The 12,456-nt window shown below is 72.9% G+C and carries 13 protein-coding genes; 11 read left to right on the top strand and 2 right to left on the bottom strand.

Translation table 11 applies throughout. From position 1 onward, the window contains the following. Window positions 1-26 precede the first annotated feature (26 nt). Together JKV81_RS21655 and JKV81_RS21650 are read left to right on the top strand one after the other, a co-directional pair. Window positions 27-605 (top strand): TetR/AcrR family transcriptional regulator, encoded by a 579-nt coding sequence (locus JKV81_RS21655; RefSeq protein WP_129266614.1) that lies wholly within the window; start codon window positions 27-29, stop codon window positions 603-605. Window positions 606-822: 217 nt separating this feature from the next. Continuing rightward, a complete protein-coding gene (locus tag JKV81_RS21650) occupies window positions 823-1,728 on the top strand; it encodes a universal stress protein (RefSeq protein ID WP_202077305.1) in 906 nt (301 codons plus the stop codon). A 64-nt stretch (window positions 1,729-1,792) separates the two neighbouring features. On the opposite strand, the gene crcB is transcribed toward JKV81_RS21650, so the two are convergent. Both crcB and JKV81_RS21640 read right to left on the bottom strand, forming a co-directional pair. Then, a complete protein-coding gene (gene crcB / locus JKV81_RS21645) occupies window positions 1,793-2,167 on the bottom strand; it encodes a fluoride efflux transporter CrcB (protein WP_129267210.1) in 375 nt (124 codons plus the stop codon). After that, window positions 2,167-2,307, bottom strand: a complete 141-nt coding sequence (locus tag JKV81_RS21640; RefSeq protein WP_241748588.1) for a DUF190 domain-containing protein — start codon at window positions 2,305-2,307, stop codon at window positions 2,167-2,169. The genes crcB and JKV81_RS21640 overlap by 1 nt, the downstream gene beginning before the upstream one ends. A gap of 18 nt (window positions 2,308-2,325) precedes the next feature. Between JKV81_RS21640 and JKV81_RS21635 the strand changes: the two genes are divergently transcribed. From JKV81_RS21635 to JKV81_RS21595, 9 genes are all read left to right on the top strand, one after another. Continuing rightward, window positions 2,326-3,453 carry an MFS transporter gene (locus tag JKV81_RS21635; protein WP_241748587.1) on the top strand — a complete coding sequence of 376 codons (1,128 nt, stop codon included), beginning with the start codon at window positions 2,326-2,328 and terminating at the stop codon, window positions 3,451-3,453. A gap of 104 nt (window positions 3,454-3,557) precedes the next feature. Further along, window positions 3,558-4,577 carry a LacI family DNA-binding transcriptional regulator gene (locus JKV81_RS21630; RefSeq protein ID WP_129266611.1) on the top strand — a complete coding sequence of 340 codons (1,020 nt, stop codon included), beginning with the start codon at window positions 3,558-3,560 and terminating at the stop codon, window positions 4,575-4,577. A gap of 84 nt (window positions 4,578-4,661) precedes the next feature. Next, window positions 4,662-5,960, top strand: a complete 1,299-nt coding sequence (locus JKV81_RS21625) for an extracellular solute-binding protein (RefSeq protein WP_129266610.1) — start codon at window positions 4,662-4,664, stop codon at window positions 5,958-5,960. After that, window positions 5,957-6,925, top strand: coding sequence for a carbohydrate ABC transporter permease (locus JKV81_RS21620; RefSeq protein WP_236057367.1), 969 nt, complete (start codon window positions 5,957-5,959; stop codon window positions 6,923-6,925). The genes JKV81_RS21625 and JKV81_RS21620 overlap by 4 nt, the downstream gene beginning before the upstream one ends. A gap of 1 nt (window position 6,926) precedes the next feature. Then, window positions 6,927-7,850 (top strand): carbohydrate ABC transporter permease, encoded by a 924-nt coding sequence (locus JKV81_RS21615; RefSeq protein WP_129266609.1) that lies wholly within the window; start codon window positions 6,927-6,929, stop codon window positions 7,848-7,850. An 8-nt stretch (window positions 7,851-7,858) separates the two neighbouring features. After that, window positions 7,859-8,935, top strand: a complete 1,077-nt coding sequence (locus JKV81_RS21610) for a glycoside hydrolase family 130 protein (RefSeq protein WP_129259776.1) — start codon at window positions 7,859-7,861, stop codon at window positions 8,933-8,935. Then, window positions 8,932-10,158, top strand: a complete 1,227-nt coding sequence (locus tag JKV81_RS21605) for a Gfo/Idh/MocA family protein (protein WP_202077303.1) — start codon at window positions 8,932-8,934, stop codon at window positions 10,156-10,158. Before JKV81_RS21610 ends, JKV81_RS21605 begins: the two co-directional genes overlap by 4 nt. Continuing rightward, entirely contained in the window at window positions 10,155-11,777 is a 1,623-nt protein-coding gene (locus tag JKV81_RS21600) for a glycoside hydrolase family 13 protein (RefSeq protein ID WP_129259778.1), read from the top strand. The genes JKV81_RS21605 and JKV81_RS21600 overlap by 4 nt, the downstream gene beginning before the upstream one ends. After that, window positions 11,761-12,456, top strand: a 696-nt coding sequence (locus JKV81_RS21595) for a phosphohexomutase domain-containing protein (RefSeq protein ID WP_505016569.1), incomplete at its 3' end; no start/stop codon positions are given. The genes JKV81_RS21600 and JKV81_RS21595, both read left to right, overlap by 17 nt.

Below are 12,456 nucleotides of genomic sequence, written 5' to 3'. Positions count from 1 at the left end.
TTGTCTAGCAATGCTAGAATCAAGTCATGTCGGTACAGGAACGCAAGCAGCGCGAACGGGCGGAGCGTGAACGCCTCATCTTGGCGACGGCCCGCGAACTCGCCGAGGAGAGCGGCTGGGACGCGGTCACCACCCGCCGCCTCGCCGAACGCATCGAATACAGCCAGCCCGTCCTCTACAGCCACTTCCGCGGCAAACGCGAGATCATCGGTGCCGTCGCCCTCCAAGGCGCCGCCGAGCTGGCGGTCGCTCTGCGGGCCGCGACCTCCGCCGCCGACGGACCTCGGGCACGGGTCACCGCCCTCGCTCGCGGCTACCTCGACTTCGCCACGCGCAACCCGGCGGTCTACGACGCCCTGTTCCAGCTCGACGGGGGCCTGGCGTACGCACAGGAGGACACCCCGGAGCCGCTGAAGGACGGCTTCGCCGCGCTGCTGGAGACGCTCGGCGAGGTCGCCGGGGACGGCGTGCACCCCGCGCTGTTCACCGAGGTGTTCTGGGCGTCCCTGCACGGGCTGGCGACCCTGACCCGGGCAGGACGGCTGCTGCCGGAGGACGCCGAGTCGAGGGTGGAGCTGCTGGTGGACCGGCTCGCCGTGGTCTGATGCGCCGTCCGGCCGCCGCGCGGGCCGTACCCCTGGGGTCGCGCCGGGTCGCGCCGTCCGCCGTACCTCCCGGTGGCCCTTCCTCCGATGCTGCACCTGAGGGACGGCTGCCGCGTCGCTTCCGGCGGCGTACGGGCCGAAAATGTAGACAGGCGCACCGAAACCGCCGGCCCGGGCAGAGGGAGAAGGCGCGGCACCACTACGTCGAGGAGGGGCCATGCAGAACAACCGACGAAGCCTGAATCTGGACGGGCCCGTGGTCGTGGGGACCGACGGCACGCAGGATGCTCACCGGGCTGTGCGCTGGGCAGCCGCCGAGGCCGAATCCAGGGAGCGGCCCCTGACCGTCGTGCATGCCACCAGGACCGAATCCGGCCATCCGCATCTGTCCCTCAAGGGGTTCCGCCAGGCGAAGGACCACGCCGTCGACGTGCTGGGCGAGGCGGAAGCCCTGGTGCGGAAGACTGCTCCCGGGGTCAAGGTCGTGACGGCCTCGTGCCCGCAGGAGACCGCGACCTGTCTGCTCCGTGAGGCAGGCCAGGAGGGCACGGTCGTCGTCGGGACGCGCGGGCACGGAGGGTTCCTGGGGCTGCTCGTGGGGTCGGACGCCCTGCGGGTCGCGGCCCGCGCGAGGGTCCCTGCCGTCGTGGTGCCGCCGCGTGAACGCGACCGTCCGGCCGGGGTCGTCATGGTCGCCGCACGGGATGACCGGGACCGGGAAGCAGTGCGTCTCGCCGCGGAACTGGCGCTGCGCCGCGGAGCCTCACTGCGTGTGGTCAGCGTGTGGATCTTCCTGGAGAACGTCGGCAGCATGGCGACGATGTTCGACGACCCGTCCGGACTCGGGGTCACCGAGGGCGCCGAGGTCGCGCGTATCGTCACGCGGCTGCGCGAGGACCGGCCCGGTCTCGACGTCACCCACGATGTCGTCCGTGCCGCGTCGGCAGCGGCCGTCCTGGTCGCGGCGACCGCGGAGGCCGACACGGTGGTCATAGGCGCCCGCCGCCGGTCGCTCCCCGTCGGCGCCCCCATGGGCCACGTCACCCACGCCGTGCTGCACCACGCGCACTGCCCGGTGCTTCTGACCCCGCTGTCCGGCCAGGAGCCGCCCGAACAGGAGTGATCGGGGCGCGGCGGGCCCGAGCGTGGGGGTCTCCGCTCCGTCCGCCCGGGTCAGGTGACCCGGGTCAGGTGAACAGGGCCCGGGCGAGGGCGACTCCGGCGAAGACCGCGCCCAGGCCGGTCGCGATGGAGACCACGACGTTGGCGGCGGCGAAGAGCCTGGCACCGCTCTCGGCCAGGCGCAGTGTCTCGTAGGAGAACGTCGAGTACGTGGTCAGCGCCCCGCACAGGCCGGTGCCCAGCAGCAGCTGCACGGTGTGCCCGGTGGTGCCGGAGAGGGCGGCGCCGGTGAGGATGCCCAGGATCAGGGAGCCGGACACGTTGACGGCGAAGGTGCCCCAGGGGAAGACGGTGTCGTGGCGGGCCTGGACGGCCCGGTCGGTGAGATAGCGCAGCGGCGCACCGACCGCGCCACCGAGGGCCACCAGCAGGTAATCGATCACCTCCCGGCCCCCTGGGTGCCGTCGAAGCGGACGACCTGGACGGGTTCCAGGGTGACCAGGCCCTCGATGTCCATCTCCTCGAGCTGGGGGACGAAGGCCTGGATGCGCTCCTCGGTGTCGACGATGACTACGGCCACGGGCAGGTCGCCAGCAACGTGGACGGTGCCGTGGTGGAGCGGGAGTTGGGCCGGCCCGTGCTGCCCGCCCTGCACGGCTGCTACAGCCTCGGCACCGTGGTCGGGGCGGGTCTCGGGGTGGCCGGTGCGGCGGCCGGCTTCCCGGTGCCCTGGCACCTGGCGGGCGTGCTGCTCCTGGTGACCGGGATGTTCGCCGTCGCGGTGCCGGGACTGCGCCCCGGCATCGGCCGCCCCGGGGCCTCGGACACGGGAGCCGCCGGTCCGGCGCCCGATGTCACCGGACCGGTCCGGGAGCGCCTGCTGTACCTCGACCCCCGGCTGCTGCTGATCGGCGGGGTGGTGCTGGGTATGACGCTCGCCGAGGGCGCCGCCACCGACTGGCTGCCGCTGCTGATGGTCGACGGGCACCACATGCCCTCCGGCCTCGGCTCGTTGGTCTACGCCGGCTTCGCCGCGGCCATGGCGGCGGGCCGTTTCGCGGGCGGTCCCGTGGTGGCCCGGGCCGGCCGGCCCGTGGTGCTCGGCGGCGGCGCCCTGCTGACGGCCGTCGGCATCGCCCTGGTGTCCTTCGTCGACTCCCCGGTGGCAGCGGGCTGCGCCGTGCTGCTCTGGGGGATCGGCACCTCCCTCGGCTTCCCGCTGGCCCTCTCGGCGGCCGGCGAGTCCGGCCCCGACACCACCGGCCGCGTCGCCCTGACCTCCAGGATCGGCTACGTGGCGCTGCTGGCCGGACCCCCGTCCCTCGCTTCCTCGGCGAGCACCACGGGCTGCGCGCCGCGATGGTCCCCGTCCTGCTGCTCATGCTGGTCGCCGCCGCACTCTCGCCCGCCACCGCCTCCCGGAACGGCCCCGGAAGAGGCCACCCCACGCCTCGGCGGACCGGCGGCCCGGACGCTGACCGGTCCGCCCCGCAGGGTCCGGCCGCGCCGTCCACGAGGTGACGACCGCGCCGTCGTCGGTCCGGTGCCGGCCGCTCCCGCGGATCGTCCCCGGCGGGTGAGGTCCGGCCGTGATCCGCGGCCGAACGTGCGGGTGTTCCGCCGCGCGGTGGGACGGGACCACACATCCTGTGGCCCAGGTCACATCATGCACCCCATTGACGCCCGATTCTCAAACCGGTTTAGTGAACGCCGGTTGAACGTCTGAACCGGTTTAGGTGCCGGTGAGGACGTCGCTCGATCCACTTGCCCGGCCCCCGGGTTCACAGCCCCGAGTTCACAGCCCCGGGTTCACAGAGAGCGGAAGGCGCCATGGCTCGCAAGCCCACCATCGACGACGTCGCACAGCGTGCGGGCGTCTCTCGCAGTTCCGTCTCGTTCGCCCTGAACGACCGGCCGGGGATCGCGCGGGAGACCAAGGAGCGCATCCTCGCCGTCGCGGCCGAACTCGGCTGGACCCCCAGCCGTCCGGCGAGGGCGCTGTCCCTCGGCAAGGCGGGCGCCTTCGGTCTCGTGCTCGCCCGGGAACCCGACCTGATCGGCGCCGACCTCTTCTTCCCCGCCTTCATAGCGGGCGTCGAGGTGGCCCTGGGGGAGCGGGGCGACGGGCTGATGGTGCACCTCACCACCCCGGAGCGGGAGCAGTCCGTGTACGAGCGGCTGTCCGCCGACCGCCGGGTGGACGGGGTGCTCCTCACCGACCTGCGCCACGACGACCCCCGCCCCGCCCTGATGCACCGGCTCGGACTGCCGGCCGTCGTGGTGGGGCAGAGCGAGTGGAGCGACGGGCTCAGCTCGGTGAGCCTCGACGACCGGCCCGCCTACGTGGAGGCCGTACGGCGCCTCGCCGAGCTGGGCCACCGGCACATCGCCCATGTCGAAGGCCCCCAGGAGTTCCGCCACGCGCACCGGCGCCGGGTGGCCTGGGAGGAGACGCTGCACGCTCTCGGCCTGCCCCAAGGACCCGTGATGCCCGGCGGCTTCACGGCGGAGGGCGGTGCGCGGGCCACCCGCGCACTGCTCTCACTGGCCGAACCGCCCACCGCGATCGTCTACGGCAACGACCTCGCCGCCACCGCCGGGCTCTCCGTGGCCCAGGAGATGGGGGTCCCGGTGCCGGAACGCCTCTCGGTCGTCGGTTACGACGACACCAGCCTCACGCGCTACACCTACCCGCCGCTCTCCTCCGCCCGCGCCGACGCGCGCGGCTGGGGCGAGGCGGCGGCCCGGGCCCTGGACCGGGTGCTGGCAGGCGAGGAGGTGGCGCACGTCGTGCTGCCGCCCGCCGAGTTCGTCCCCCGCGCGTCGATAGGCCCGGCCCCCGGCGCCTGACGAGCGGGCCGCCGGGCCTTCGTGGCCCGGCAAGGCATGTCCGTCCGGCGACGAGGCCGGGCGTGAACAGTTCGGAGATTTTTCATGCTGAGGAGAACGGCGTACTCGCTGCTCGTGCTCGCCCTCGCGAGCGCCGCGACCGCCTGCGGCCGGCCGGCCCCGGACCAGGAGACCGCCGCGAAGGCGCGGGGTCCCATCACGATCTGGCTGTCGAACAACGCCCAGGAGGTGGCCTGGGGCAGGAACATGGTCGCCGCCTGGAACAGGAGCCACCCCGGACAGCACGTCACGGCCCAGCAGATACCGGCGGGCAAGACCTCCGAGGAGGCGATCAGCGCCTCCATCATCGCGGGCACCAGCGCCTGCCTGGTCTTCAACACCGCGCCCGCCTCGGTGCCGACCTTCGAGAAGCAGAACGGCCTCGTCGCGCTCAGCGACTTCCCGGACGGCGACTCCTACATCGAGCGCCGGGGCGGCGCCCTCACCGGCCAGTACGCCTCGCCGGACGGCAAGTTCCGCCAACTGCCGTGGAAGAGCAACCCGGTGATGATCCTCTACAACAAGAAGATCTTCGAGAAGGCCGGCCTCGACCCCGAGCACCCGCGGCTGGCGACGTACAGCCAGTTCCTGGAGACCTCCCGCACCCTCGTGCACAGCGGTGCCGCCAAGGCCGCGATCTGGCCGGCGCCCAGCAGTGAGTTCTTCCAGTCCTGGCTCGACTTCTACCCGGCCTTCGCCGCGCAGAGCGGCGGCAAGCAGCTCGTCGAGGACGGCGAGCCGCAGTTCGACTCGCCGGCCGGCCGCCAGGTGGCCTCGTTCTGGCGCCAGTTGTACGCGGAGAAGCTCGCGCCGCAGGAGGCGTACCCCGGGGACGCCGTGAACGACGGGAAGGCCGCCATGGCCACCGTCGGGCCGTGGGCGGTCTCCGCCTACAAGGACAGCGTCGACATCGGTGTGGCCCCGGTGCCGACCGCCGACGGGAAGTCGCCCGAGGACACGTACTCCTTCAGCGACGAGAAGTCCGCCGCGATGTTCAGCGCCTGCCGCAACCGCGCCACCGCCTGGGACCTGCTGAAGTTCGCCACCTCCGCCCAGCAGGACGGGAAGTTCCTGGAGGCGACCGGGCAGATGCCGATGCGGGAGAACCTGACCGCGCGCTACCCGGACTACTTCCAGCGGAAGCCCGTCTACCAGGCCTTCGCACGGCAGGCCGAGCACGTCGTCGAGGTCCCCAACGTGCCGGGATCCGTCGACGTCTGGCAGGCATTCCGGGACGAGTGGACGAAGTCCGTCGTCTTCGGCGAGGAGCCCACCGGCACCGCGCTGCGCAGGGCCTCGGCCAAGATATCCAAGCTGCTCGACGAGTACGGGGACCCGGCATGACGAACCTCCGTCCCACCGCCACCGCCACCGCCACCGCCACCGCGGGCGCCGCACCCGGAGTCCGGCCGCAGGGTGAAGGAGCCGCCACCCGCCACGGAAGGGCCCGCTCCCGCACCGGCGCGCTGTTCGTGACGCCGTACGTGCTGTTCCTGCTCGTCGTGTTCGCCGTCCCGATGGTCTACACGCTGTGGATCTCCGTCCACCGCTTCTACTTCACCGCCCCCGGCACGGACATCGACTCCCCGTGGGTCGGGCTCTCCAACTACCGGGACGTGTTCACCGACCCGGTCGTGGGGCGGGCCTTCCTCAACATCGCCGTCTTCCTCGTGATCAACGTGCCCCTCACGGTGATCCTGGCGCTGGTCCTGGCCTCCGCGCTCAACGCGAAGATCCGCTTCCGCGCCTTCTTCCGCGCCGCCTACTACCTGCCGTACATCACGGCGAGCGTCGCGCTGGTCGCGGTGTGGCAGTTCCTCTTCGGCACGGACGGCTTCGTCAACAACCTCCTCGGGGCGCACGCGCCGGACCCCTCCTGGCTGGTCAACTCGCACCTCGCGATGCCGATGATCGCGGTCTTCGTCACCTGGAAGCAGCTCGGCTTCTTCGTCATGCTCTACCTCGCCGCGCTCCAGAACGTCGGCAAGGAGCTGTACGAGGCGGCCTCCGTCGACGGGGCAGGGCGCGTACGGCAGTTCTTCGCGGTGACCGTGCCCGGAGTGCGTCCCGCCACGACCCTGGTCCTGATCTACGCGATCATCACCGGCGCCAACCTGTTCAGCGAGCCCTATCTGCTGACCGGCGGCGGCGGCCCCGACCACGCCTCCACCTCGCCCGTCCTGCTCATGTACCAGAAGGGCATCGAGCAGGGGCACCCCGACTTCGCCGCCGCCCTGGGCGTGGTCCTGGTGGGCTTCGTCCTCCTCATCTCGCTGGCCGCCCGCAAGATCTCCGAGAGGGGCAACTGACATGAGCGCCTCGAACCCGGCCACCGGCACCCCGCTCACCGACGCGCCCGCCACGGGCACCCCGGTGACGAAGGCCCCGCCCACGGCCGCACGCTCGCGCCGGTCCGGGGGGACGGCCGTCAAGTACGCCGTTCTCTCGCTGGGCGCGGTCGCCTTCCTCTTCCCCTTCTACTACATGATCGTCGGCTCGCTGCGGAAGACCACGACGGGCGACCTGTCCTCCGCGGTGCCCAGCGGTCTGACCGGCGGCAGTTACACGGCGGTCAACGGCGCGATCTCGCTGGGCCGTTCCCTGCTCAACTCCGGGATCATGACCATCGGCGTCCTGCTCTGCACCCTCGTCTTCGGGGTGCTCGCCGGATACGCGCTGGCCCAGCTGCACTTCCGCGGCCGGGGGACCGTCTTCGCCTCGCTGCTGCTCGTGCAGATGGTGCCCTTCCAGCTCCTGACGCTGCCGCTCTACGTCCTGGTGGTCCGCGACTACGGACTCGGCGACAACTACATCGGGATGATCCTTCCCTTCGCGATCAACTCGACGGCAGTGTTCCTCTTCCGCCAGTTCTTCCTCCAGCTGCCGCAGTCCCTCTTCGAGGCCGCCCGCCTCGACGGCGCGGGCGAACTGCGCATCCTGTGGAAGGTCGCCCTGCCGATGGCGCGGCCCGCCGTCCTGACCGCGATGCTGCTCACCTTCATCGGGCCGTGGAACGAGTTCCTGTGGCCGTTCCTCGTCACCAAGGACGCCGACATGCAGCCGCTGGCCGTCTCGCTCGCCAGCTTCCTCTCCAACCTCCAGGGCACGGTCGCCAACCCGACCGGCGCCCTGCTGGCCGGCGCCTGTGTGCTGGCCGCCCCCGCCGTGGCGCTGTTCCTCCTGTTCCAGCGCCACTTCACCTCGACCGACATCGACTCCGCGACAAAGGGCTGATTCCCCGTATGAGCACCACCGGCGCCACCCCCCGCATCCCCTACCGCCTGGTACGCAAGGGCCTGATCATGTCCCCGCTGCCCGGCGAGGCGAACGAGGCCGAAGGAGTCCTCAACCCCGCGTCCGGCCGCACCCCCGACGGCCGCCTGCACCTGCTGCCGCGCCTGGTCGCCGAGGGCAACGTGTCCCGCGTCGGCCTCGCCGAGGTCACCTTCACCGACGGCGTCCCCAGCGGCGTCGAGCGGCGCGGAGTCGTCCTCTCGCCCGACGAGGGCTGGGAGCGCGGCAAGAACAACGCCGGCGTCGAGGACCCGCGCATCACCTGGATCCCCTCGCTCGGCAAGCACGTCATGTCGTACGTCGCCTACGGGCCGCTCGGCCCCAAGCCGGCGCTAGCCGTGTCCGAGGACCTGAGCACGTGGACCCGTCTCGGGCCCGTGCAGTTCGCCTACCAGCCTGACCTCGACACCGACCTCAACCTCTTCCCGAACAAGGACGTCGTCCACTTCCCGGAGCCCGTCCCCGGCCCGGACGGCGAGCCCGCGTACGCGATGCTGCACCGCCCGATGTGGGACCTCGGCTGGTTCCGTCCCGGCGAGGGCGTCCACCTGCCCGCCGGGATCACCGACGAGCGGCCCGGCATCTGGATCTCGTACGTGCCGGTCGCCGAGGTCGAGGCCGACATCCGCGCCCTGGTCCGCCCGCGCGACCACCGGCTCGTCGCCCTGTCCGAGCACGCGTGGGAGGACCTGAAGATCGGCGGAGGGCCCGCCCCGGTCCGGGTGCCCGAGGGGTGGCTCCTCATCCACCACGGCGTCTCCGGCCACATCGAGGACCCCTTCGCACAGAACCAGACGGTGTCCTACGCGGCGGGCGCGATGATCCTCGACCCGGCCGACCCGGCCAAGGTCCTGGCCCGCTCCGAGGAGCCGCTGATGGCACCCGAGACCGAGGAGGAGCGCGCGGGCACCGTCCCGAACGTCGTCTTCCCGACCGCGATCGAGGAGATCGACGGAGAGCTGTACGTCTTCTACGGCATGGCCGACGCGCACATCGGCGTCGCCCTCCTGGAGCGCACGGCATGACCCACGCGACGGCCCCTCTCGGCCTCGGACTGGTCGGCTGCGGAGGCTTCGGGGCGTACGTCCTGGACGCCGTGGCCGGCCTGCCCGGGCTCCGCCCGGCCGCGGTCGCCGACCCCGACCCCGTACGGGCGAAGGCGCTCGGGGAACGGCACGGCGTGCCCGCGCTCGGCTCCCTGGAGGAGCTGCTGGAGCGCGAGGACGTGGAGGCCGTCGCCATCGCCGTACCGCCGGCCGCGCACGCCGCGATGGCCACGGCCGCGCTGCGCGCCGGCCGGCACGTGTTCTGCGAGAAGCCGCTCGCCACCACGGCGCGGGACGCCCGCGCCGTGGCCCGGGAGGCCGAGCGGGCCGGACGCGCCCTGGTCGTCGACCACGTCCTGCGCTACAACCCGCTGCTGCGGGCCGTGGAACGGCTTGTCGCGCAGGGGCTGCTCGCGGCCCCGCGCCGCTTCCTGTTCGAGAACGACGCCTCCGACCAGGACCTCGGCCCCGGCCACTGGTTCTGGGACCGCGCCCACAGCGGCGGCATCTTCGTCGAGCACGGGGTGCACTTCTTCGACGCGGCGCGCGCCCTGCTGGGCTCCGACCCGGTCAGCGTGCGGGCGACCGCCGCACGACGGCCGGGCGGGCCCGTCGACATGGTCAGCGCCGATGTCCTCCACCCGGGCGGTGTCCTCGCCTCCCACCTGCACTCCTTCACCCACGCGCACCGCTGCGAACGCCAGTTGATGCGCCTGGACCACGGATTCGCCGAGACCAGGATCGAGGGCTGGATCCCGGTGCGCGCCGAGATCTCGGCCTGGACCGACGAGCAGGGGGCCGAGGCCTGGGAGCGGCTGCCCGCACGGGCCGACGCGCTGCTGCACGTGGACGGCTTCCGTCCGCACGGAGGTGAACGCGTCTCGGTCACCGTCGAACGGGACGCCGGCTCCTCCGACCCGGCGCGCGGACGGGGAGAGACACGGGTCGTGCCCCACCACGTACGCGCCGTCCTCGACCTCGGTGGCGAGATCCGCAAACCGCACGTCTACAGCGAGAGCGTGCGTGCCGCCGTCGCCGGCCTGGTCCGCGTGGCGCGCGACGGCTCCACCCCGGTCGCCGACGCCGTCGCCGGCCTCACCGCCGTCGCCGTCGCGGAAGCCGCCACGCTGGCCGCCGACACCGGCACCGAACAGCCCGTGCCCGCCCCCGGCACCACGTACCACCCCCAGGAGTCCTCATGAGCTGGTGGCAGGACGCCGTCTGCTACGAGTTGTACCCGCGCGCCTTCGCCGACTCGGACGGCGACGGGACCGGCGACCTCGCGGGTGCCACCGCCCGGCTCGGCCACATCGCGGAACTCGGCGCGGACGCCGTGTGGATCACCCCGTTCTACCCCTCGCCGCTCGCCGACGGCGGGTACGACATCGCCGACCACACCGGGGTCGCCGCCGACCTCGGCAGCTCCGAGGACTTCGACCGGCTCACCGCCCGCGCCCACGGCCTGGGCCTCAAGCTCATCGTCGACCTCGTGCCCAACCACACCTCCGACCGGCACCCCTGGTTCCGGGAGGCGCTCGCGGCCGGTCCCGGCTCCGCCGCGCGCGGACGCTATCTGTTCCGCGAGGGCCGTGGCCCCGACGGCGAACTCCCGCCCAACGACTGGCAGTCGGCCTTCGGCGGTCCGGCCTGGACCCGGGTGGCCGACGGGGCGTGGTACTGCCATCTGCACGCGCCCGAGCAGCCCGACCTCGACTGGCGGGCACCCGAGGTGCGTACCGCTTTCGAGGACGTCCTGCGGTACTGGCTCGACCGGGGTGTCGACGGCTTCCGCGTGGACGTCGCGCACGCCCTGTTCAAGGCGGAGGGCCTGCCCGACGCCGGCCCCGGACAGCACCGCGACCCGCTGCGCAACCACCTCATGCCGTACTACGACCAGGAGGAGCTGCACCCGCTGTACCGGGAGTGGCGCACCCTCCTCGACACCCACCCCGCGCCGCCCGGCGCCGTACCCCCGCACGAGCGGGTCATGGTCGCCGAGTCCGCCGTGTTCGACCCGGCCAGGCTGGCGCGCTACACCCGGCCCGACGAGATGCACCAGGCCTTCAACTTCGCCTTCCTGGAGGCCGCCTGGGACCCGGCGGAGCTGCGCCGCGTCATCGACGCCTCGCTCTCCGCGCCCGGCGGAGGGGCCGTCACCTGGCTGCTCTCCAGCCATGACGCGGTCCGGCCGGTGACCCGTCTCGGCTCACCGGCCCGCGCACGGGCGGCGGCCCTGCTCATGCTCGCCCTGCCCGGCTCCGCCTACCTCTACCAGGGCGAGGAGCTCGGCCTGCCGCAGGCCACCGTCCCCGACGACCGCATCCGCGACCCGCTGTGGGAACGCTCCGGCCACACCGACCGGGGCCGCGACGGCTCCCGCGTACCGCTGCCGTGGTCCGGGGACCGCGCCCCGTACGGCTTCACCACTGCCGGTCCCGGCCGGACCTGGCTGCCCCAGCCGGACGGCTGGGCGCCGTACACCGTCGCCGCCCAGGAGCGCGACCCCGACTCCACGCTCAGCCTGTACCGCGCGGCCCTGCGGCTGCGCCGCGCCCACCCCGCGCCCGACCCGACGGCCGCGCCCCACTGGCACTCGGAGCCCGGCGACCCGTACCTCGCCTTCTCCCGCTCCTCGCTGACCTGCGTCGTCAACCTCGGCCCGCGGCCCCTGTCCTGGACCGAGCTCGGCGCACCGGGGCGCCCCGTGCTGGCCAGCGGCCCCCTCGACGGCGACGCGCTGCCGCCCGACACCGCCCTGTGGCTCCTCGACACCCCGGAACCGCAGCACCACGAAGGAGACGGCCATGGCCGCGCCCACTGACCCCCTTCCGCGCACCGACCTGTCCGGGCTCGTCAAGGCATACGACGTGCGCGGACTCGTCCCGGACCAGTGGGACGAGTCCACCGCGGAGCTGTTCGGTGCCGCGTTCGTCCAGGTCACCGGGGCGCGCGCCCTCGTGACCGGACACGACATGCGCGCCACCTCGCCGGGCCTGGCACGGGCCTTCGCGCGAGGCGCGGTCGCGCAGGGCGCGGACGTCACCGAGACGGGGCTCTGCTCGACGGACCAGCTCTACTACGCCTCGGGCGCCCTCGGACTGCCCGGCGCGATGTTCACCGCCTCGCACAACCCCGCCTGCTACAACGGCATCAAGATGTGCCGCGCCGGCGCCGCACCGGTCGGCCAGGACAGCGGACTCGCCGAGATCCGCTCGCTCGTCGAGCGGTGGACCGGCACCGGCGGACCCGCGCCCGCCCCCGGCGGCTCCGGCACCGTCACCGGGCACGACACCCTGCGGGAGTACGCGAACCATCTGCGCACGCTCGTCGACCTGACGGCGATCCGCCCGCTCAAGGTGGTCGTGGACGCGGGCAACGGCATGGGCGGCCACACGGTGCCGGCCGTCCTCGCGGGCCTCCCGCTCGACGTCGTACCGATGTACTTCGAGCTCGACGGCAGCTTCCCGAACCACGAGGCCAACCCGCTCGACCCGAAGAAC

The organism is Streptomyces silvae (genome assembly GCF_016745505.1).
Classification (GTDB): Bacteria; Actinomycetota; Actinomycetes; order Streptomycetales; family Streptomycetaceae; genus Streptomyces; species Streptomyces silvae.
The sequence above is the reverse complement of the archived record's forward strand: the minus strand, read 5'-3'. Positions and strand labels throughout refer to the sequence as shown.